A 21,413-nucleotide genomic window follows, 5' to 3' on the forward strand; every position below is an offset into this window, starting at 1 on the left:
CGCGTCTCATCATCATGCAGTCCCGCCTACGGAAATATGTGATGTATGTTTGAGACCGAGCTGGCTCGGACAACGATTTGCATAGAACCGGGACAATTGAAAAAGCGTGCTTGTTGAGTTTCGTGCCATCCAGCGACGTTATTGATTAGCGAATTGACGAGCTAAATCGGATGTCATATGGGCCTCATCCTCTATCACGGAATCCCTGCTGACTTGAAGGCGGTAGTGTTTGCGGCAGCGCCGTGAGCGGCCCTGCATGCACCGGCTGCCATGCATCAGCCCATAAAACGGAGTATATTTCCGGCGCCGCGATAGGTCGGGTCTTATTCAAGTCCTGGGCTCTAACGTCCAACGGTAATCATCAGGGTTGTGTCCTTCGCAATGTCCACCGGCATTCCAAAGACACTCTCCGGGATATGGAACCGGCCGCCATAATGAATCGTATGGGGGTCAGGGGAGAACAGTTTGAGCATAAGGAAATAACCGTCGCCTACGCCTGTGCCGATACCGCCGGTCGTGTTGGAAATCCACGGCGTGGGAGCGTCAAATGTGAATTGGGCGGTGGTCGTCCGATACGCCGTCACATCGGTGACCGGCACTCCATCGACGGTCACGAACAAGTCCTCGATGTAGTTAGCAAATTGCTGGGCAATCGCCAGCTGGCCGGCCGCCGTGGTGTCATTGAAGGGCGGCGCGTCGAGCGATGACGCCTCGTCATCAAGCGTGGACAGAAAGATGGGAGTGCCTGAGGGAATAATCGTCGCTGACTGGTCACAGACTTCACCAGGGAGGTCGGGAGCGGACCGATACCAGACATTTCCGCTTTGACCTGCCGAAATGGGGCGACTGCAATCCAGAAACGGGTGAGGAAGGGGACCATCGACTGGCAACGCGAGCGCCCACTGCCTGTACGTTTTGCCTCGATAAACGGCATTGTGCGGGATGACTTGCGGATTGACGGATTGCGCCGGGGAAGCTGCACTAAGCGCTGATGTTTAAGCAGTGGTGGAATTGCCGCTGTCGCCGCCCCCACAGCCTGCAAATGCAGTCGCGAGCAATACGGTGATTGCCAATGTCTGCAGAGTTTTCTTAAGAGACGCCAGTAGGTCTTCCATAGCAACCTCCAACATACGAAAACGTGCTTTCTAGCGAGAGCCGGCGTTCCGCGCGACGGTGCTCGAAGAGAGGGCAGACAATGGTCAACGCGATGCCGGATGGCAGCGGCACAATAAGTTGGCCGGAGTTTTGGCGATGCTTTTATCTTGGCGACTTGATGAGTGACCGTGGGCTTCGCACGTTATGCCACCTCCACTCAGGGCGGACCATGAAAGGGGCGAGCGCAATTGTCCTCTGCAGTTGATATCGACAGAGACAAGTGCACGCGTGCGCCTAAGATGGCGCGCAAAAGCGCTACTGAGGGAAAAGAGAGAAAGTATGCGGGAAGCAGGTGTCCATACGCGCCGATTTCCTGATTCACTACACCGCCCCGAGCACCAGCAAGCTCACGATGAGGCGAGGAATATCGCGTTCAATATGCGCAAAGCCTAGGGCACCGTTTTGTTGATTGCAACCCAAGTATATAGATTTCGCGTCGGCATACCGATGAACTAGTGCGGAATAAGGATGCCAATCTGCAATCCGTCGCAACCGTTAGTCGCGTGGTTTAAAAAAGTCCATGTTGAAAAGCGCACAGCTAAAGCGGCGAATAACATTCAGTGTTATTCGCTGGCCCCACCTTCCCGGAATAACCGGTCACTTGTTGGAGCCGTCTGCTGGTTGTGGCCATGTTTGACTACATGAAGCGTAACAGTGACTGCCGTTGTTTCACAAACAAATCTTTATGCGAAGCCACGAGTCGTACTCCACATGAAATGATAAAAATAGAATTGACGCAGGCCGATGTCGAGCAGGAGTTCAAGCAACAAAAGGAGTTCTGAATTTCGAGCGGAGCCCTTCGAACCGATGCAAAAGAATCTTTAACGTTAGTCCGCCTTGGTAGCGATTCTCCGCCATAACGCAGACGCCACCGGAAAAAACACAGAGGCGGTAATTTCTGACGACGCGCGAACTATACTGTTTGCCACATGAGAGTGCTTTAAAGATATTAAAGGCCGGTTTTTGCTGTCAATTGAATTGCTAAGACCAATCTCGAGGGCTAATTCCGCGCTTTACACGTGACGCAGCTTGCCAATACGTCCGCCAGCATTCCTCCGCTCGCGCTACCGTTCTTCTCGTATCGTGCTTATGCGACAGGACCATTGACTGTGTCGTTCGGCGTAGTCGCTGACACGCTGGTTTTTGCTCTGTGAGGCAATCAAGGCATGCCCCACGATTGTTGTTGTTCGCCACGAACAGCAGGGTAGGCATTAGTCGCATTCCCCGCTGAGGTGGTCCCAACGACGTTGCCCACTGGAATTCGCCATGAACTTTTTCCTCTCGTTCCTAAAAAAAGCATTTCATGCAACAGGATTCGCCATATTGGTCGCAACGACCTTGTCGGCATGTGGCGGAGGTGATTCGGGCGCGACGGGTTCGTCCGCCGACAAATCAGCGTCGCCGACGCAGACAGACGGTGGATAGGGTGTTGCCTTCGCTGAGCTTACCTCGCTGGTCCTACTCGACGTTCTTGTTGGCAATCAAGCAGTAAAAACGAATGGAGGCATCAAATGAGTACGTCTTTTCTTTCATCGGTCCATGGCGCCCCGACAAGACGTCGTTTTAGCTACCGAGGCGCACTGCGCTCAGTATTACTGTTCCTAGTCGTTGTGAGTGTTTCCTGGCTGGTCCCCCAGACGGCCACTGCCGATAACGTGTTCATCGGTGACGTAGGTGACAATTCAGTGAAAGCTTTCGACGCGACAAGCGGGGCGTTCAGCGGAACGTTCATCGCCCCAAAGAGTGCTGGTCTAAAAGGCCTGACAGGAATGATTTTTACTGATGGGCAACTCGTGGTTGTTAATCAGAATACGAGCTCAGGAGGAAGCTCGGGCCAACGCGGTGAAATTCTGCGCTTCGATGACGTCACTGGCACTTTCATCGGCAAGCTCGTCGCGTCTAGCGACCGCAACGCACCCTTTGCTCCGCAAGGCATTGTGCGCGGAGGACCAGACAATGCCTTCTATGTTGCTGATATCGGCGACCAGTCGAAGAAGTGCACAAACGAAGGCAATGTCAAGGTATATGACAATGCAGGGGCGTTTAAAGGCAATCTCGACCGGCAGGCATTTCATAAGGAATTCCATCCGAGAGGTATGGTGTTCGGACCGGACGGCCTGCTTTATGTCTCTGCTGTGGGCTGTCTTGACCCGACTGACGCGCTATACGACCCACTCGCTGGGTACATCTTGCGATTCAATGCGACGACCATGCGTTTCGTAGACGAGTTCGCTTCAACTACCACAGTGCCAAGGTTGCACCGTCCAGAAGGCTTGGTGTTTGATAACGCAGGTAACCTGTGGGTGACCAGCTTTCGGGATAACTCTCCCGACTCCACCGACGTCGACAGAATACTAAAGCTCAATGGCAAGACGGGTAAACTTCTCTATGCATTGCCACTATGGGTTTGGGACTCATCCAAGCCGGCAGCTCAGGCCATTCTTGCGAGGGCCTATGCGCAGGCGGTTCTCTTCGGGCCCGAATCCAAGCTTTTTGTTCCTATCACAGGTGGCGGTGGAGATACGGCGGGACAAGTGAGGCGTTGCAATATCGCGACAAATCAGTGCGACGTTATCGTTCAGGCCGGTGGAGTGCTGGAGTCGCCGTGGTTCCTGATTTTCCGGAGCACGGACCCCGCGACGCTCCAATATACGGGGCGGTAGAGCCCCGCAGATGGCAAGGCGGCTTCGGTCCAATGTGCTTGGACCGGCCGGGCCGCCGGCGGGCACGTTTAGCGCGATAGCGATGACGAATGCGAACGTGGCGATTTGGGGGCAAGTGAGTGAGGTATCAGGACGTCGAGCCTGGCTGAGGCCAAGGCCTACCTGCTCCTTCGCAAGGCGAACTGCCGATGCAGGAAGCTCCGGCGAATATGACTTTATAGACCATTGGCATATCGGTGCACACGTTCGGCAGTGGCAGGCACATTTGAGGGGTCCGCGACTTTGCTGGCGGGGCGATAATTGGCGGAGCAATTTACACAGTCAACGGCGATTTCCCGGGAGCCATCTTTTCGCGCGTGTCCGAGAGACTGGACATCGAGAATAAAACTGGAAGTGATTTGACTCCGTGTAGTGCGCGCCGGCGAACGCCGAGTGCGCTGCGAAAAGCGCTAGGAGGCCACACGCCTGCATCGACAGCTGCCGCACGGCGATTGCGGGCCGAGTCACTGTTTTACCGGCTGTCGACTGCAACTCCGACTCGTACGGCATTTTTCGGTAATGCAAAGAGCACTGCCAGTCCACCGACCACCATCACTGCCGAGATGAAGTAGATGCCATTTGACAGACTTCCTGTCTGGGTTTTGATAAAGCCCAACAGCGTTGGACTGACAAAACCGCCAATTACGCCAATCGAGCTCACAAGGCCAATGCCAACGGCTGCCGAATCTGTGTTGAGATACGTAGGCGGGATAGCCCAAAACGCGATGCCCGCGCCGAACTGAAAGAAGCCGACAAAGCACAGCAATGCAAGCGTTAGTGCAAGTGAGTTGTGCAACTGCGGTGTGAGAGTGAGTCCGATGGCAGCAATGATGAGCGAGCCCCCAACATGCCACCGACGCTCCTTGAGTTTGTCGGAGCTCTTACTCACCAGTAGAACACCGGCACCGGCAAATGCATAGGGGATGGCAGAATACCAGCCGACCATCGCCAGGTCACTGACGCCCAGCCCCTTAATCATCGTCGGCAGCCAGAACGTGAATGTATAGTTCGCACAAGCGGTCGCGAAGTAAATCAGAGCTAAAAGCCAAACACGTGGGTCCGTCGCTGCCTGCCGAAACTCACCAGAGGGGCTTGTGTGGCGCGACTTCACTCGTCCGGTATCCGACTCAAGTACCTGATGCACGACCGCTTTTTCGCTTTCAGTTAGCCACGGTGCCTCGGAAGGTCGATTCTTCAACACAAGGAAACACACCACCCCGAGGATAGCGGTAGGAATGCCCTCGATGAGAAACATCCACTGCCAACCTGCGTAGCCGCCGACTCCGCCCATGTGCGACATTATCCAGCCCGAAATGGGTCCTCCAATGATGCCGGCGACTGGAATTGCGAACATAAACTGTCCGGTAACCGCTCCTCGTCGGGTACTTGGATACCAATACGTCAGATACAGGATGATGCCCGGGAAGAATCCTGCTTCGAAGAGTCCGAGCAGAAAACGTACGACATAGAACTGCGTAGGCGACGCCACGAACATCGTTGCCGCCGATGTGATGCCCCACAGGAACATGATGCGCAACATCGTCAGACGGGCACCGACTCTCTCCAGCAAGAGATTGCTCGGGACTTCAAAGAGCAGATAACTCAGGAAGAAAATGCCTGCGCCCAGCCCGTACACTGCGTCCGAGAACCCAAGGTCCGTCTTCATCTGCAGTTGCGCGTATCCCACGTTGATGCGGTCGAGAAACGCGAGGAGATAGGATACGAACAGCAACGGCATCAAACGCAGTGTTATCTTTCGATAGACGGCACCTTCTGTCGTTGCATCGACTGTCGACCGGCCATAGGTGTCGTTACTCAAGTGAAGTGAGGGGCCCATCATGTCTCCAATATCTTATGGCGTCACAAGTTGTTGACTAAAACCCGACCTTGTCGCGGCCCTTCAACTTGAGAATCTCGCGAGCTTCCGCTGGCGTGGCAATCTCGAAGGAAAGCTCTTCGAGGATGCGACGGATTTTCCGCACCTGTTCTGCATTCGATTGCGCCTTCGTTCCTTTGCCGAGGTAGATACTGTCTTCGAGACCAACCCGAACGTTGCCACCCATAATTGCGCCCATCGTCAGGAGCTGCATCTGATGACGCCCTGCGCCAAGGATGGAGAACTCGTAGCATTCGCGCCCGAAAAGGCGGTCCGCGACGGTCCGCATCATGGCGAGATTCTCCGGGTCGGGACCTACACCGCCTAAAATTCCGTAGATTGACTGGATGAAAAATGGCGGCTTGATAAGGCCTTCGTCCACGAAGTACGCGAGGTTGTAGAGGTGACCAACGTCGTAGCATTCGAGCTCGAAGCGCGTGCCATGCTCGCCCAGTTCCAAAAGGATGTGCTTGATGTCCGCGAACGTGTTGCGGAAGATGAGGTCTTCCATGCCTTCGACGTAGGATTGCTCCCACTCATACTTCCAGCTCGAAATCTTGCGCGCGACCGGGTGAATCGAAAAGTTCATCGAACCCATGTTCAACGAACACATCTCGGGCTTCGCTTGCAGCGGATAGGCAAGGCGCTCTTCCAGCGTCATGCGTGTACTGCCGCCCGTTGTGATGTTGATGACGGCATCGGTTGCCTCCTCAATCCGGGGGATGAACTGGTTGAACAGCGCCGGTTCAGGCGATGGGCGTCCATCCTTCGGGTCCCGGGCATGCAGGTGAAGAATCGCTGCGCCAGCCTCCACAGCCTCCATGGATTGCTCCGCAATCTCGTCGGGTGTGATGGGCAGGTACTCCGACATGGTCGGAGTGTGAACAGCGCCTGTTACAGCGCAAGTAATGATGACCTTGCGGTTCGTCGAACTCATGGTGTCTCCGGATGCTTCTCGAATGTCTGGTGCCTTAACTGTCACCGGCGGCGATGAGATGTAGAGCAAGACGGCGGCACACTTCTTCCGCTTGGTCAGCCGTCCATTCCCGCAGTCCCTTTCCAGTGCGCATGCCGGCGTGGCCTTTTTCAAGCAGGTCCACAAGCATGGGAGACGGCTCTTTGCCACAATCCAGGTCCGGAAAAATAATCTGGTGGACCGCGCAGGCCAGTTCGAGGCCTACAAGATCGGCGTTTTCCATGGGCCCCAGTACGGGTAAGCGCATGCCGAAGCTCTGCTTAACGACCGTATCGATGGTCTCCGCGTCACACACGCCACGCTCGACGAGCGAAATAGCTTCGCGCCACATAGCGTGCTGCAACCGGTTGCCGATGAATCCCGGCACGTCCTTATAGACCTTAACCGGCGTCTTTCCCAGCTCACGGAGGATTTCGAAGGTCTCATCGAAAACCGAATCCGCTGTGTAGTTCGTCGCGACGACCTCGACGAGTGGCACAAGGTGAGGAGGGTTCCACCAGTGCGTTCCGACCAGCCGGAAGCGAGCCTGGTTTTCAAGGTGCTCGCCAATTTTGGTGATGGGGATGACGGAGGTGTTGCTTGCCAGAATCGCCGACTGCGGTGCGGCGTCCGCGATGCGTTTAAAGAGTTGTTGCTTCAGTTCGATACGCTCGGAAGCAGCCTCGATGACCAGATTTGCATTGGACACAGCTTCGGCCAGGTCGCCGCACAGATGAATGCGCTCGAGCACGACGTCAGACTCGATTTTCATCTGCTCGAGATTGTGTTTGATGTAGCCGCGCGCGGCTTTCAAGACGTCCTTGCTCGTGTCGGTGAGGGTCGTCTCATGCCCTGCGGTTGCAAACACCTGAGCGATGCCATGCCCCATCAGGCCAGCGCCGACAACGGCTACTTTCAAATTCCTTTGCACCTGTGTCTCCAATGTTGGCGCAATCAGACAACGGCGAAATTGCGCACTTGGAGCCGATACTATGCAGAGGGGACTTATGCGATAAGCTCTTTTTCGGACAAGATTGTATCTAAATGGGACATGGGAGGAACAACGTGTCAGCCAGGCTGCCGTTGCTGAATGAGCGCATTTACGCGCCGTACAAGATTGAGATGTTGGTGGAGACCCTTGCAGAACAAGGGATTGCGCCCGAAGACGCACTCCGTGGCAGCGGCCTTGGAGCCGAAGAAATTCACAATCCAGACCGGCTTACCTCGGTAAGGCAGTACCTGAGCGTATGCCGGAATGCCGTCCGGCTGTCCCGGGACCCCGCGACGCCGTTCAAGGTGGGGAGCAAGATGCACCTCTCTGCCTACGGTATGTACGGCTACGCACTAATGTGCAGCGTAACGATTCGAGATTTCTTCAACCTTGGGGTTAAGTACCACAAGCTCGCGACGCCTACACTGACAATTCAGTGGCGAGAGCAGCCCGATGCAGCAGTATGGGTCTTCCCGGACGCATTCATCACGGGCCCGTCGCGCGAACTCAAGGAGTTCCTCATCGAGCAACAGTTCGCTCAGCACGTCATCCATCTCAAAGATGTCGCGGGCCGGGACACGGCGGCAATAAAAGCATGCTTTGCGTATCCTGCCCCCCCTCATGCCACCATCTACGAAGAGCATCTTGGTTGCCGCTGCTTCTTCGACCAGAATGAATGCGAGCTCTACTATCCCGCATCCATCCTCGACCAGAGACCACAACTCGCCCATCGACTGACGTCGACCCTGCTCCAGGAAACATGCGACCGACTCATCGGCGAGACCAAAACATCGTCTGGCACAGCCGGTGAGGTATATCAGTTGCTGATGTGTACGCCCGGACACTTCCCGTCAATGGAAGAAGCAGCCGACGTCCTCAGCATGACTCCGAGAACCCTGCGCCGACATCTTGAGTCTGAAGGCACTACGTTTGCACAGATTTCTGACGATGTTCGATGCTCGCTAGCGACGGAGTATCTTCGAACAACCAAGCTGAGCACTGACGATATCGCCAGCCTCGTAGGCTTCAGTGAAACATCGAATTTCCGCCGCGCCTTCAAGCGTTGGACAGGAAAGGCACCTAGCGATTTTCGTTAGCACCTGCCAATCGATGCCAAGGTAAGGGCAGCTCGCGAGGCGAAGGCAACAGGGCAAGCAGGATGGCTTGATTTCCATGTGTTTCCGGCCCATTCGAGTTGCCCCCCTCGGAAAAAGCGTGCCCGAAGCGGCGAGCACCGCAATCTTTTCGCGACGTGGTAGGGGTGAAACATCGCCGAGACAGGACGCCTCGGGCCTGCCGTCCCAAATACGTTCCCGGTCTTATTTCACACGTTTGGCCGGGGAACCTTACCCCTCCTGGAAAGGCTATCTTTTCTCCGTCGGGAACGCTCGCATTGTTAGCGAACATTCGCCCATTCGCCGTATTGCATGCGGGCTGCAGCCCGCCGGACATTTGCGTATCCTTGTGCGTATCGACACCGCCCATATATATGAAGCCCGCCAGCGGCGGCGCCAGCCTTGGCGCCCCAGTGCCCGCGCCCATCAAGGAGAGATTCACAGATGCCCGCGTATGACAAAACCCCGGAAGCATTGGCCCGTCTGACACCCGAGCAGCGTCGCGTAACGCAGGAAAGCGGGACGGAACGCCCGTTTTACAACGAGTTCTGGGACAGCAAGGAAGCAGGCTTGTATGTCGACGTCGTATCCGGCGAGCCGCTCTTCACGTCGCTGGACAAATTCGACAGCGGCTGCGGCTGGCCGAGCTTCACGAAGCCGCTCGAGGACACGCATGTCGTCGAGTTGCGCGACATGAGCCATGGCATGATCCGCACGGAAGTGCGCTCGAAACACGGTGACAGCCATCTGGGCCACGTGTTTCCAGATGGTCCGCGCGAAGCGGGCGGGCTGCGCTACTGCATCAATTCAGCGTCGCTGCGCTTCATCCCTGTCGCAAAGCTGGAAGAAGAAGGCTACGGGCAATATCGGAGTCTGTTCGAGCTCGCGAAGAAGTAATGCGTCGCGGGCAGCCTGCCGGCGAAATGGTATGCTGCCACACATGCTGTCGGCGCGGCTGCGGCCGTTTGTTGCCGTGGGGCCGTTGTCCGCGCCGCGTTTGATACATTCCTCCGAACCGCTAGTCCGACACGGGCAGCGCTTCAATCCGATCTCCGATGCGGATTGCGCCGCCCTTCACGACACGCGCCGTGATCCCGCCGAAGCCGCGCACCGCGTTGTAGCCGCCCGCGCCCAGCACGTCTTCCATGCGCGAACATGGATGGCAATCGCCCGTCGTTTGCAGCACGGCTTCGCCGATCCGGAATTGCCGGTCTTTCAGCGCCATCAGATTGATGCCCTCCGTGACGATGTTGCGCCGCAAGTCGCACGCGTCGATGTCGTCGCGTCCCAGGTGACTTGCAATGCTGCGCAGACTCTCGGCCTGAATCAGCGTGACCTGCCGTGCGCCGCCGCGGCTCGCATAATGATCGCCGACGAGGCCCGCGTCGAAATCGATCTGAGCCGCCTCGACCACCGACATCGCGACTTTTCGCCGCGCCCGCAAGCCGATCCAGACGATCTTGCCGGGATGGACAGGGCCGTTGATCAGACGGGCGAGCGGCGACGCAGGGTTCAACGGCATGAGTGGACGGTAGAAAAGGGTCAATAGCGATGCGCGCCGGGCTCAATCGAAGCGGCGCCCGTCTTTATACTATCGCCCATCTGATAACAGGAACCGGAAATGAAACGAGCAGTAGCCACGGCGGCGCTCGCCGTCTGCCTCGCGCAACCTTCGATGCAGGCGTATGCGCAAACGGTCGCCGACCAGTGCTTCGCGATCGGCGATATCGCGGGCCAGGTCGCGTCCTGGCGCCTTCACAAAAAGAGCAAGGCGCAGGCGCTGGCGCAGGCCCAGAAGTACTACAAGGAGGCGTCGGATCAACAGGCCGTCACGGCGATGATCGACAGGCTGTACAGCGGCGCGGCCATGACGCCCGATCAGGCGAGCATGGTTTTCACGCAGGAATGCGCGCAGCAGAAAAAGCGCGCGGCGCAGTAACGGGACGTCGGCGCCTGTCCGCTACCATGCGTGCAGCCGCGCGTACGCAAACAGTTGCGAGCTCGCGTAGAGCAGCAAGCCAATACATCCGCCGACTATCGTTCCGTTGATGCGGATGTACTGCAAATCCTTGCCGATGTTCAGCTCGATCTGCTGCGACATCTCGCGGGAATCCCAGTTTTTCACGGTATCGCTGATGTGGCGCGTCAGGTAGCTGGCGAAATCCGGCGCCATCGCCCGGGCCGCCTCTTCCATGTGTGCGTTGAGCGACCGGCGCAACGACTCATCTTGCGCCAGCTCGCGCCCGATCCACCGGCCCATCGCGGCCACTTTCGAACGCAGCACGGAATCGTCGCGCGCGAGATCGCGCCGCAGCCAGTCGCGCAGTTCGCTCCACATATCTTTCACGTAGAGCGCGAGATTCTCGCTGTCTTTTATATAGCGCTTGATTTCCTCCCCTTTTTGCAGAAACGCCGGATCGGACTTTAGTCGAACGACCAGTCGCGCAGCCGCCTCATCGAATTTGTGCCGCAGCTTGTGGGCGGGATCTTCGCTCACGCGCAGCAGCATATTGTTCACCGTATCGGCGACGACCTTGGCCGCGTTCTCCCCAAGCCATTCAGACGGCATGATCTTTTCGAGGGTCGGATACTCGCGCTTCAGCCAGTCGACGATCTGTTCCGCGATGAACGCACGCACAGGCGGTTCGCGCAGCAGCGCCATCAGATGATCGATGCCGTCGTCGAGTAGTTGCTGGTGACGGCCGTCGCGCGTCAGCGTGTCGAGAATCGCGCCCGTTGCCTTCGACAGATCGATTTTGTCGAGCATCGCGTCGAGCGCATTCCTGATGAACGTCTGGATGCGCGCGTCGTCGAGCAATTCGAGGATGCCGCCCGTCAGCTTCAGGACGTAATCGCCGAGACGCTGGGTATTGCTATCGACACATAGCCAGTTTGTGATGCTTTGCGCGGGGTCGTGCTTGCGAATCAAGCCGATGATCGAAGACTCGTCCAGAAACTTCTCGCGCACAAACAGGGCGAGGTTGTCGGCGATTTTCTCCTTGTTCTGCGGAATGATCGCCGTGTGCGCCGCGACGCCCGGAATGGGCACGCGCCGGAACAACGCGACGACGGCAAACCAGTCGGCCAACGCGCCGACCATCGCCGCTTCGGCGATGGCCTTGATCCCGTCGATCCACATGCCTCGTTGCATGAACGCCGTCGCGACGAAGATGGCGGTGGCGGCCAGCAGCAACAGCGTCGCGCGTTGCTTGGCGCGTTTGAGCTCGGCTTCTTTGTTCATCGGCTGGGTGGGATGGTTTCTGTCGGGTGGCGCTCGCAGGAGACGTTCCAGCCGCCCCTTCGCGCCTGATGGATATTGTGCGGCCCCTTGCAGCGGCGACGGCGGATGATTCGGGGCGTTCTTGGGCGCTCTTGACCGTTGGCAACCCCTCGATTCGTTCTAAATACAACGATATACGTATCGAACGTTACGGTTTAAGCGGTGCGAGGAAGAAAATCGTCGAATCGGCGATTTACCGCAAAATATCTCACGTTCGAGCGCAAAACGCGTGAAACATTCGGGGTTTGATTGGCTAACTCATTGCATTATAAAGGTTTCTTCCTATGCAGGGTTTTCTTAAGGTTGTTTCACGGATTCGGCGGCAAGTTGTTGTCGGCAAAAGTTTTTCTGTGCGGTTTGGTATGGTTAAGAACACGTTGGCGGTTTCTGGGCGTACCGCTTGGGTGCTATATGGTGGCTCGCCGTTCGTGCGACGCGGCGGCGGGCTGGGCATCGCCGTAATCGCCGATGCATTCAATAGGACTTCTTACCGTCTTGCCCAGTGTGCATTTCGCAGGGAGCTTCGGCTTTATGTCTGGTCGCTCATCGCAGTGATGAGCCAACAATTCTCTAGTTTGGCTGTCCGATCTCGATGGGATCGTCCACACATATTTTGCGAGGCGAGCGACTCAAGCTTCTGTTCGGGTTCTCCGCTGCACGCGATAGGAAAACATCGCCTTAATAAACTGTCTGCCGTTAGCGATCGGCTTTGGCTGGTTGTAGCTCTGCGAACAGCGGCACCTGAGCCTCGCAGTCGTCAGTGCGGCAATCTCTATGCAAGTGACGGCCGCGTGCTAGGAAGCGACCGCGATTTATCGCGCCCTTGCCGTTGTTTAAGTCGCTGTGGCGAGGCTGGCGGATCGATGTCCGCGACTCGGCGTCGAGAACCCGATCGCAAGGTCCGTCGTGGCGGCGATGCCTTGGTGCCGAATCGATCGATGGCGGAGCGGCATTGAGAATTCGTACACGCGTACACGGGTTGGTGCAGCCCGAATAGACCGTTTGCCGCGAACGGTTGCCGCGCTAAATGCGAGCTGGGAGGCCAGATTTCATAAGGTTCTGTCAATGCGAGATTCGGCCCGTGCTTTGCCGCGACGCGACGCTTTGCATTAACTCGTCATCGATCCGACGGATGCGATATCGGCTCATCGAGTGCGAACTACGGCTTTGTCGCTTTAAGCGTTGCCGACTCTCGCACCGCCGCGTTGATCAAATCAGGTCACCCGAGCGGCGCAGGAATATATCCGCCCAAAAAGCTCGAGTCCGTCGAGTCGAGGGGGCACATCTTCACCGCATAAGGGCTTCGGAACGAGGCCTACAGTAAGGCCCGCTCGTGGAAATCGTGATGGCGCTGGTCCTTACCGGCAAATCCGGGTTAGTGATCGTGCGTGGGATCGTTTGCCTCTTCCGTTCTATAGCCGGCTAGCTCACTGACGCGCGGCAAAGCATAGTCATCAGCGTAACGGGCCTGCACCTGTCGCGATGCATGCATGGGATTGGGCGCCAAACGCGGCTGTCGGAGGCGCATCGCCCGTCTCGCCGCTTTTGGTCCACAAGGCGAAGGGCCTTCGTTCAGGCAACGTTCCTCCAACCTATTCCGCTTCTGTCTTTGATCACCGCAGATGGCAGCGCGAGCCGCAACTGTCTCGTCAGAGGTAGATCCGCCCGTCGTTGATGTGGTGCCGAGCATCGAATGCGCTGGGGTTATTTACCGTAAATAACCGCGGCCGACCCGCAGTTCTGCCCTCGGCGCAGCGCGGGCGCCCGAGACTATTTACTGTAAATAACCGGTAGGCGGCGACGTTAGCGAGCGTCGAACCGAGAACGCAAGTGTCACGGTAGCGCATCGCACCTATTTACCGTAAATAACCCACCGCAGCACCAATGCTCGCCCTCCGGCAAACGACTCTACGCCTCCGACGGCCATATCCGGAGACGATCGACAGAACCTCAAGGGGATGGGTCTTTCAGACCGAGGAGGGAAAGGCGTGGAGAGCACCACGCCTCGAAACAACACCGCACTTCACGAACCATCTTACAAGCGCGCCCGACGATCCGGCGGGTGACGCATTAACCATCATTCACCGGACGACTGCACATCCTCAAGAAACCCGGTGATCAACTGACGCAACTCTTCCACGCGGTCCTGCGGCACCCCGCTCGCACGCAACCGGATCACAAGCAGATCCCCCTTGCGTTGAATCCCGACCTCCTCCTCTTTTCTAGCGGGAGTCGGCGCACGCGCCGCGCCAAGCAAAGCAGAAAGCACCTCCGGCGCAGTGCGCGACGGACCATCCGCAAGCTCCACCGCCCGTTGCATGATCTCCTCAGGCGTCTTCTTCAACGCAACGGACAACTTGCGTGCCGCTTGAAACTGGATGTCGTGCGGAGACGGAAACGCACTGACGATCTCCGCAGGAAGCTCTGCGACCAGCAGCGCGCTAGAGATATTCCCCTGCGACAATCCACATGCCTTCGCCATTGCGTTCTGCGACGGCCACAGTTGATCGTCGAGCGCGCGCTTGTACCAGACGCCCTGCTCCCACGGGCTCAGATTCTTGCGCGCCCGGTTCTCCTGATCCATCTGGACAAACTGACCTTGCTCCGTGATTTCGCGGTCCACGATCGCGTTCACAGGCAGGCCCAGTTCTAGACATGCGCGATGTCGGCGGTGTCCGAAGACAATTTCATAGTCGTCGCCGTCCCCCGATGGCCGCACCTTGATCGGTTGCGTATTTCCGCCCGCCTCCGCGATCAGTGACTTCAGCTCGGCAAAACTCTCATCGCCAAAATCCTGCCGGTTCGCCCACTTCGATGCGCGAATCGTCTTCGGGTCGAGCGCACGAATAGGCACCGATCCGTCGTATTCTTTGAGCTGCGCCTCAAGCTGCGAGACGCGGTCGGAACTCTCGCGCATCGCGCTACGAAACGCCAGCATCTGACCGGGCGCCGTCCGCGGCGAAGCACCTCGACCCGACGCTTCCTGGGACGGAGCCGGTACCATCAGGTCGCCAGTCTTTTTCGCAAGCCTGTCCTTGATCGACATTTACTCCTCCCTTTATTTCGACTTCGCCCAGAAGGCCACAATGGATTGCTCAACGATCTCCGTCACGCGGTCATAGGCTTCGCGTGCGCGTCGGTACGTCTTCGCATTGCCGTCGTAGCGCGAGATGTCATACACGGTGCCGAATTCCGCCGAGCTCGCAGCCGTCACCGCCGTCTTCGGAATCTCGACGGGGAGAACCTTTTCCGCATACGTCGCCGAAATCCACTCGCGCACCACTCCCGCCGCTGCATCAGCCGGATCAACGCGCGAGAGCAGCACGTGAATAAACTCGAAAGACTTGTCGGTGTTCGTCTCAGCCGTGAGATTCGAGGCGAGGTCGCTGAACAAGGTCCAGAACTGCGCCGAACTCGCGAAATCGAGCGCGTTCGGCGGCGTTGGAACGATCAGGCCGTCGGCGGCCATGAACGCATTGACCGTGCCGTAGCTCAGTGCCGGCGGCGTGTCGATGATGATCACGTCGTAGTTGCTGCGCGCCTGCTCCAGGCTCAAATTCAACACGTTCCAGAACTCGAAGTCCGGTTCCTTCATCTGGCGGCTCGGCAAGATGAACTCGACATTGAAGAGTGACGACGACGCCGGCACGAGATCAATGCCATCCCAGTACGTTTCGCGGATCGCGTACTCGATGCTCGATTGATCGCCCGTTGCCAGTGCGGTGATCGTCGAATCCTCTTCGACTTCCGTATCGGGAAGAATGCCGAACAGCGTTGTGAGCGAACCCTGCGGATCGGTGTCGATGACGAGCACGCGATGACCTCGCAGACTCAGGCCTTGGGCCAACGTCATCGCAGTGGTGGTCTTGCTGACCCCGCCCTTGAAGTTACCGATCGCAACCGTCATGGCCGGCGCGCTGTCGGGGCGCAGCGCATTGCCGCGATACGCGCGAACCCAGGAACGTGCTTCGGGCAGTGAGAACTCGCGCCGCGAGCCCGTCGCGTTGACGGTACCGGGCGGCAGATCGCCTTTCGAGGTGCGATAGGTGATCTGGCTCTTGTCGACTTCGCAGAGCGCGGCTAGTTGGGAGGCGTTGAAGACGGGCGGGTTTTTGCGGGCATTCGGCGCCAGCATGCGGCCCCGAACCTGGGAGACGATGTCAGTGGCGCGAGCGGCCTGATCGACGATATCTTGAATAGTAATGTTCATTAGCTGATCCGCAAGAGACGATGCAGTCAGCTTATATCAGATGGCTCGACAGAAAGCCATTTATTCAACGGAAAAACGGGATTTTTATGAATTCCGTTGCAACGCAACGTCCTGGTGATTCTCAGAAAGCCACGCGTCGAACTTGGCCGCGTCGAATTCGGGTCGCACGCGGTTTCTGAGCCAGGACGCGAAATTCACGCGACCAACAGAGCCCGAGAACAGTCCCGGGCTGTCTGGCCGGAATTCGCGGGCGTATTTGGTACCGTCACCTTCGATGAACTGACGCGCGAAGGCGCGTTTGTCGTCCTGCGTCAGCGCCTTGACTGCCACGGCGCACTGCAGACGATCGAAGTCGATGCGCAATTCCTGAAGCCGTGCATCCAGCGTCCGCGACCGCGCGGCTGCCGCCTGCTTCTGAGCCTTTTCCCGCTTATCCTTTTCGTATTCCGGTTCAGAAACATCTGCCTTGTTCTCGATCAGCGTCCGGATAAAGCCAGCTGTCGACCGCTTGATCTGGCCTTTGCGGTCCTTTTCCTCGGCGAGTTGAACCACAAGGCGCGCGCGCTCCTCATCCTCGATGACAAAGCTCAGAGCCAGCTTATCGCCGATGCCGTGCGCCCTAAGCTTCCGATAGATCTCGCTATCGCGCACGTGAGCAAAGTCGTCTTCTGTTTCGGGCGTCAGAAGCGACTGCTGCGCGCCCTGGCGAATCAGAAATTTCACGCCCGTTACTGAGCGTCCTAGCCGTTGATATTCCACGTCGACGTTGATGTCCGAGACGTCGTTGATCTCCTTGACGGCCTTCTGAATAACCTTGCTGTTCAGACGACGAAAATCGTCGTAGTACTCCTGGGTGGCGCCCAACAGCTTTCGAAGTACAGGCAGCTCGATCCAACCTGTTGACCCAACCTTCTGAAAACGCAGGCAATTTTCGTAGAGCGTCAGCGCGTGCGATTTTGAGAACTTGCGCTGTACGCCAAGATTGACCGTCGCATAAATGGACGGGTCATAGAGCTTTTCGGCGAGCGCCTCGTCATAGCGATACGAACAGACGCCGGCGCGAATCTCTGCAAACGACAAGATGGGCATGACGCTCCATCGCTCGCGTCCGTCGTCCATCACGTTGAACTCGACGGCCGTGGTGACCAGCTGCCGAAGCGCCTCGCGGAGCTTTTCCGTGTTTTCGCTTTCCGTCCAGCCGAGCACGAGCATGAGCGTGCGCACCGGAAGACGGTGCGTTCTCGTGTTCAACAGATTGTCGTACGAATGCAGCAGCAGCACGTTGGACAGCTTCCGCTCGAGCAGCGAAAGGTCCCCGCTCGTGTGGATCGCGGCAACGTGCTTTTTGACGCTTTCGGTACGGACGTCAGTCGGCATGGATCTCGGCATGCCGGGATTGTGCGCTAAATGACCCCAGCTTGCAATCACCGGCTGGGACATTGATACCGCGCATCCGGAAGCTTCCGCATTTTTCGCGCGACAACGACGCAGCTCAACGTCCCCTTTCGCTCAGTCACCACAGAAGGGGACGATTCCACCGCGTTTGGGGGCGCGAAACGCCCCAGAAGGGGACGTATAGTCTGAAATGGCACCCCAGTCAGGGACAGAAGCCACCCCAAACGGAGACATTTGTGCTCGCTCTCCCTTACCGGATAAGGCTTCTGTTGCTGTAAACGATGTAAACGTTGTTTACCAAACGGTTTACAAACATCAAGACACCCTAAACGGGGACAACGAAACGCTCATGTTGTTGTTTTCCATCCCGAAATCGAACCGATAAAGACACGGGCCTAACGCTGTTGCACCGAGATTCGAACTCGAGACCACGCGAACGATGCCGGCTAACTCCCTGAAGACACGAAGCAAAATTGGACGAAGCCGGCTCCCCGCTCGAATTGGTCTAATGTATTTACCGTAAATAAGTGCCGCATGCTTCCCCGCCGTGCAACCGCCACGCCCCAACTGGGGACATCAGATCTCAGCGCGCCATCTGCTGCCGACGCAACCCCAACTGGGGACATTCGCGCGTGTTTCGTCGTCAAATTGGCCCGTGCGAACGATCATGGAGCACGATACGCCAACAAACTTCAAGAGGCGTAAGGGATTTCGCGCTTCGCCACCCCGAATGGGGACATGAACTCGGGCGCCGAGCAGCCACGCGCGGCGGTTGCGAATCGCACACCCCAAATGGGGACGATGGAACGAGCACAGTCCTATTTACGATAAATAGCGCTCTCCTGAAGGCATCTGTAAGCCAATGCGGAGATGCAATCTCCGGAGGCACAGCGTAGCGAAAAGCGGCCCGGCGCAGCAGCACCGCGGTTACGATCGTCCAGAAACGTCAGAAAAACCCGCGACGAACAGCTGCAACACCGCAAACGCCAAGCAATTTCACTTGAACGTTCAGGATCACCAGGTAATCAAGCGGCTCTGGACATGTCGAAAAGTCGCTCAATCGAACCCCGCCCAACGCATCGCACTTCAAAACTGATAGTTGATGGAGACGTCGCACACGCCGTTCGTTTTGGACTGCGTGATAGGGCTGTTGGCCGCGCTTCCAAGCAGGCGCTTGAGTGCGCCGTCCGCAGTAACAAACCAGTGTTTGTTGACGAACCAGATCATCGTGACGCCGAAGCCCGCCGACTTCAACCCGGCGCTCGCGTCGTACGGCGAATAGCGGGAAGCGGCTGCCTGCGTTGCGCTCACGCCAAACCAGCTATTCATATATTTGGAATCGGCGAACGTCACGGACGGGCCCGCGAACCAGAAAAAGTGTTCCGAACTGCCCGGCAACGGCATGTAGGCGCCAAGGTCTGCCACCCATCCGTTCGATCCGCCGAAGCTGCGCGTCACGGCCCCACGAAACACAAGCGGAAATTCCTTTGACACGACGTATTCGCCCGCCAGCTTGGCCTCCGGCGCGGGGTTGATGTTGCCGAGCCCATCGAGCCGCGTGGGATCATCGTGCGCGCGCCGGCCCAGATCATAGACGGCGGCGATGCTCACGCGCCAGTTCGGACCTTGGATCACATTGACGCCGAGCCCTTCACCCGTCGACAGAAAGGCGAGGTCTTTGTAGCGGATGTCCGTGCTGGGGCCGACGAGCGTGTGGTAACGATCGGAGCCGTCATAACGCGGCTCGAAGGTCGCGCCGATGCCAATTCGTGCTTCCCAGTTTGGCCGGTTCGGCTGAAACAGCTTTTCGAGCGGAATGCCGGCCGAATATTGCCATTCGCCAAGGGGCGAAGGCGTTTGCGCCACGGCTGCGGGCGCGCCGCAGATCAAATAAGCGAGGCTGGCATAGACCGGTAGCTTTGTCATGTCGACGAACGTTTCCGTTGTGAATTGGCTGACGCGACAGCAGCAATCCTCGTACCTGATCGGCAAATTTTGCGCATTTGCGCGAGGCGATCGCATTGAGCCGAAAACGCGTCTTCGTGCCTTTCGCAGCAAACAACCCGCAAACGATACGTCCGCGAAACCTCATCCCCAGCAACATCGCCTGCCGCACCTATCTATATAGTTGTCTGGCTAGTCAAATCGGACCCGCACTCACGCCATGTTCGACCGATGCCTCGATTACAACGCGTCCGCGCCTGCATGTCTCATCGAGCGGGAGTGGGCGGCGGTCTACGCGGACTTCGGCTCGACTCCTGCGCAGGGCCACGTACCGCGCATCGTGCAGACGAAGCCCGGCTGTCGCGGCACCGACATTGCGGCCACGGCCGGCATTGCTCGGCCGACGGCCACGCGGCTCATCGACTGTCTGTCGGACAAGCAACTCGTCGAGCGTCGGCGGGGCATCAGTGATGGACGCGAGTGGGGCGTCTACGCGACCCGCAGGCAAGGCGCTGCAAAAATCCATCGCGGACGCGAGCACGCAGCTGACGCGTCGCTTACGCGCGAAGATCGGGCCGGATGTCGTCGACAGCACCATGCAAGGCATGCGCAAGATGCGAAAAGCGCTCGCATGACACAGGGCAGCGATCTTGCCGCTCATGCCAACGCAGCGCATTCGCTGCCTTTCGATTTCATGAAATTGTCGGCGCGTGGTGAACAGTCAATTCAGCGGCTGCTGCTTTATCGATGCGAGCGCGATTTGTACAGTCCACAGTTGAACTCTGACTTTCGTCGTGCCTGCGGGACGGCGATTCCACAGAAGCGCAACGATGGACTATCTGCAGTCACTCAGAATGTTTGTAAAGGTCGCGGAGCTCGGTAGCTTCACGAATGCGGCCGATCAGATGAAAGTGTCGAGCGCGGTTGCGACGCGCAGCGTGGCGTCGCTCGAAGAACGGCTCGACGCGCGGCTTTTGCAACGCACGACGCGCAGTGTGACGCTCACCGAAGCCGGCCGTCTGTTTCTGGATCGCGTCAGATCGATCGTCGAGGAGATCGACGACGTGGAGGGCGGGTTGCTCGCCGCGACTCACATTCCGGCGGGCACGCTGCGCCTCGCCGTGCAAGGCAGCGTCGGCGCGGGTTACCTCGCGAAACTGCTCAGCACGTACAGCGCGCGCTATCCGCACGTCGTGCCGCAAGTGATATTCGCCGACGGCCCGATCAGCCTCGTCGAAGGGCGCTTCGACGCCGCGCTTACGAGCGACACCTATCCGCATCCCGGTTCGGTCGTCGCTCGCACGTTTGCGCGACTCGATATGGCGCTCGTCGCGTCGCCGCGCTACGTTCCGAACGTGCGCGGCATCACGGAACTTGCAGACCTCGAGCGCCTGGTGATCCTTTCGCACGAGGACGGCGCGACCAGCGCGGAACATGATCTTGCGCGCCGTTGGCTCGACGCGAACGTGCCGCACGCCACGCATGTCCGCGCCAACAGCAGCGACATGGTGCGGCGTATGGCCATCGAAGGGATGGGCGTTGCGCTGCTGCCCGCCGCGCTGATCGACGACGATCTGCACGAACGCGCGCTGCTGCGCGTGCTGCCCCACGTCGCATTGCCGTCGATGGGGTTGTCGATCGCGTACGGCAGCCGACGCAATCTGGCGCCGAACGTGCGGGCACTGGTCGACTTTCTCGTCGAGCATTCGGCATACGATTCGCTGAAGGTGCCCGTCAGCGGGCAGGAAGAGGCCGCGCTCGCGGCGAACGACTGACGTCTATACGATTCA

General features: G+C 58.0%; 16 protein-coding genes. 6 read left to right on the forward strand and 10 right to left on the reverse strand.

Annotated elements, in window-relative coordinates; genetic code table 11:
• Positions 1 to 341 precede the first annotated feature (341 nt).
• Positions 342 to 890: a hypothetical protein gene (locus H3V53_RS01945; protein ID WP_336596467.1), complete on the reverse strand. Its 549-nt coding sequence runs from the start codon at positions 888 to 890 to the stop codon at positions 342 to 344.
• A gap of 1,776 nt (positions 891 to 2,666) precedes the next feature.
• Between H3V53_RS01945 and H3V53_RS01950 the strand changes: the two genes are divergently transcribed.
• Entirely contained in the window at positions 2,667 to 3,818 is a 1,152-nt protein-coding gene (locus H3V53_RS01950; protein WP_336596468.1) for an NHL repeat-containing protein, read from the forward strand.
• Between the two features lie 511 nt (positions 3,819 to 4,329).
• On the opposite strand, the gene H3V53_RS01955 is transcribed toward H3V53_RS01950, so the two are convergent.
• The 3 genes from H3V53_RS01955 to H3V53_RS01965 are packed head-to-tail and all read right to left on the reverse strand — an operon-like array spanning position 4,330 to position 7,619.
• Entirely contained in the window at positions 4,330 to 5,697 is a 1,368-nt protein-coding gene (locus tag H3V53_RS01955; RefSeq protein ID WP_336596469.1) for an MFS transporter, read from the reverse strand.
• A 34-nt stretch (positions 5,698 to 5,731) separates the two neighbouring features.
• Positions 5,732 to 6,670, reverse strand: a complete 939-nt coding sequence (gene kce / locus H3V53_RS01960) for a 3,5-dioxohexanoate:acetyl-CoA acetone transferase (RefSeq protein ID WP_336596470.1) — start codon at positions 6,668 to 6,670, stop codon at positions 5,732 to 5,734.
• A 34-nt stretch (positions 6,671 to 6,704) separates the two neighbouring features.
• Entirely contained in the window at positions 6,705 to 7,619 is a 915-nt protein-coding gene (locus tag H3V53_RS01965; RefSeq protein WP_336596471.1) for a 3-hydroxyacyl-CoA dehydrogenase family protein, read from the reverse strand.
• A gap of 134 nt (positions 7,620 to 7,753) precedes the next feature.
• On the opposite strand from H3V53_RS01965, the gene H3V53_RS01970 reads away from it, so the two are divergent.
• Entirely contained in the window at positions 7,754 to 8,776 is a 1,023-nt protein-coding gene (locus tag H3V53_RS01970; RefSeq protein WP_336596472.1) for an AraC family transcriptional regulator, read from the forward strand.
• 462 nt (positions 8,777 to 9,238) lie between these two features.
• The gene (gene msrB, locus H3V53_RS01975) at positions 9,239 to 9,691 is read left to right on the forward strand and encodes a peptide-methionine (R)-S-oxide reductase MsrB (RefSeq protein WP_336596473.1); all 453 of its coding nucleotides are present in this window, start codon (positions 9,239 to 9,241) and stop codon (positions 9,689 to 9,691) included.
• 121 nt (positions 9,692 to 9,812) lie between these two features.
• Here msrB and H3V53_RS01980 read toward each other — a convergent pair whose 3' ends face one another.
• On the reverse strand, positions 9,813 to 10,316 hold the full coding sequence (locus H3V53_RS01980; RefSeq protein ID WP_336596474.1) for an MOSC domain-containing protein: 504 nt from the start codon (positions 10,314 to 10,316) through the stop codon (positions 9,813 to 9,815).
• 99 nt (positions 10,317 to 10,415) lie between these two features.
• Here H3V53_RS01980 and H3V53_RS01985 point away from each other — a divergent pair, with 99 nt between their 5' ends.
• Entirely contained in the window at positions 10,416 to 10,733 is a 318-nt protein-coding gene (locus H3V53_RS01985) for a hypothetical protein (protein WP_336596475.1), read from the forward strand.
• Between the two features lie 21 nt (positions 10,734 to 10,754).
• Here H3V53_RS01985 and H3V53_RS01990 read toward each other — a convergent pair whose 3' ends face one another.
• The 5 genes from H3V53_RS01990 to H3V53_RS02010 form a co-directional block, all read right to left on the reverse strand.
• Positions 10,755 to 12,035 carry a DUF445 domain-containing protein gene (locus tag H3V53_RS01990; protein ID WP_336596476.1) on the reverse strand — a complete coding sequence of 427 codons (1,281 nt, stop codon included), beginning with the start codon at positions 12,033 to 12,035 and terminating at the stop codon, positions 10,755 to 10,757.
• A 2,116-nt stretch (positions 12,036 to 14,151) separates the two neighbouring features.
• Positions 14,152 to 15,120 carry a ParB/RepB/Spo0J family partition protein gene (locus H3V53_RS01995; RefSeq protein ID WP_336596477.1) on the reverse strand — a complete coding sequence of 323 codons (969 nt, stop codon included), beginning with the start codon at positions 15,118 to 15,120 and terminating at the stop codon, positions 14,152 to 14,154.
• 12 nt (positions 15,121 to 15,132) lie between these two features.
• Positions 15,133 to 16,284, reverse strand: a complete 1,152-nt coding sequence (locus H3V53_RS02000; RefSeq protein WP_054922621.1) for an AAA family ATPase — start codon at positions 16,282 to 16,284, stop codon at positions 15,133 to 15,135.
• 84 nt (positions 16,285 to 16,368) lie between these two features.
• Positions 16,369 to 17,724: a replication initiation protein gene (locus tag H3V53_RS02005; RefSeq protein WP_336596478.1), complete on the reverse strand. Its 1,356-nt coding sequence runs from the start codon at positions 17,722 to 17,724 to the stop codon at positions 16,369 to 16,371.
• A gap of 1,041 nt (positions 17,725 to 18,765) precedes the next feature.
• Entirely contained in the window at positions 18,766 to 19,605 is an 840-nt protein-coding gene (locus tag H3V53_RS02010) for a MipA/OmpV family protein (RefSeq protein ID WP_336596479.1), read from the reverse strand.
• Positions 19,606 to 19,843: 238 nt separating this feature from the next.
• On the opposite strand from H3V53_RS02010, the gene H3V53_RS02015 reads away from it, so the two are divergent.
• Together H3V53_RS02015 and H3V53_RS02020 are read left to right on the forward strand one after the other, a co-directional pair.
• Positions 19,844 to 20,506: a MarR family winged helix-turn-helix transcriptional regulator gene (locus H3V53_RS02015; RefSeq protein ID WP_336596480.1), complete on the forward strand. Its 663-nt coding sequence runs from the start codon at positions 19,844 to 19,846 to the stop codon at positions 20,504 to 20,506.
• Entirely contained in the window at positions 20,454 to 21,398 is a 945-nt protein-coding gene (locus H3V53_RS02020; protein WP_336596481.1) for a LysR family transcriptional regulator, read from the forward strand. Before H3V53_RS02015 ends, H3V53_RS02020 begins: the two co-directional genes overlap by 53 nt.
• Positions 21,399 to 21,413: the final 15 nt, after the last annotated feature.

Source organism: Paraburkholderia bengalensis, from assembly GCF_037126505.1.
In the GTDB taxonomy this organism is placed as follows: Bacteria; Pseudomonadota; Gammaproteobacteria; order Burkholderiales; family Burkholderiaceae; genus Paraburkholderia; species Paraburkholderia bengalensis.

What these genes read in the sequence shown, in the direction of transcription:
- H3V53_RS01950 (WP_336596468.1), top strand. Translation starts at nt 2,667, where the DNA reads ATGAGTACGTCTTTTCTTTCATCGGTCCATGGCGCCCCGACAAGACGT.
- H3V53_RS01955 (WP_336596469.1), bottom strand. Translation starts at nt 5,697, where the DNA reads ATGATGGGCCCCTCACTTCACTTGAGTAACGACACCTATGGCCGGTCG.
- kce (WP_336596470.1), bottom strand. Translation starts at nt 6,670, where the DNA reads ATGAGTTCGACGAACCGCAAGGTCATCATTACTTGCGCTGTAACAGGC.
- msrB (WP_336596473.1), top strand. Translation starts at nt 9,239, where the DNA reads ATGCCCGCGTATGACAAAACCCCGGAAGCATTGGCCCGTCTGACACCC.
- H3V53_RS01980 (WP_336596474.1), bottom strand. Translation starts at nt 10,316, where the DNA reads ATGCCGTTGAACCCTGCGTCGCCGCTCGCCCGTCTGATCAACGGCCCT.
- H3V53_RS01985 (WP_336596475.1), top strand. Translation starts at nt 10,416, where the DNA reads ATGAAACGAGCAGTAGCCACGGCGGCGCTCGCCGTCTGCCTCGCGCAA.
- H3V53_RS01990 (WP_336596476.1), bottom strand. Translation starts at nt 12,035, where the DNA reads ATGAACAAAGAAGCCGAGCTCAAACGCGCCAAGCAACGCGCGACGCTG.
- H3V53_RS01995 (WP_336596477.1), bottom strand. Translation starts at nt 15,120, where the DNA reads ATGTCGATCAAGGACAGGCTTGCGAAAAAGACTGGCGACCTGATGGTA.
- H3V53_RS02000 (WP_054922621.1), bottom strand. Translation starts at nt 16,284, where the DNA reads ATGAACATTACTATTCAAGATATCGTCGATCAGGCCGCTCGCGCCACT.
- H3V53_RS02005 (WP_336596478.1), bottom strand. Translation starts at nt 17,724, where the DNA reads ATGTCCCAGCCGGTGATTGCAAGCTGGGGTCATTTAGCGCACAATCCC.
- H3V53_RS02010 (WP_336596479.1), bottom strand. Translation starts at nt 19,605, where the DNA reads ATGACAAAGCTACCGGTCTATGCCAGCCTCGCTTATTTGATCTGCGGC.
- H3V53_RS02015 (WP_336596480.1), top strand. Translation starts at nt 19,844, where the DNA reads ATGTTCGACCGATGCCTCGATTACAACGCGTCCGCGCCTGCATGTCTC.
- H3V53_RS02020 (WP_336596481.1), top strand. Translation starts at nt 20,454, where the DNA reads ATGGACTATCTGCAGTCACTCAGAATGTTTGTAAAGGTCGCGGAGCTC.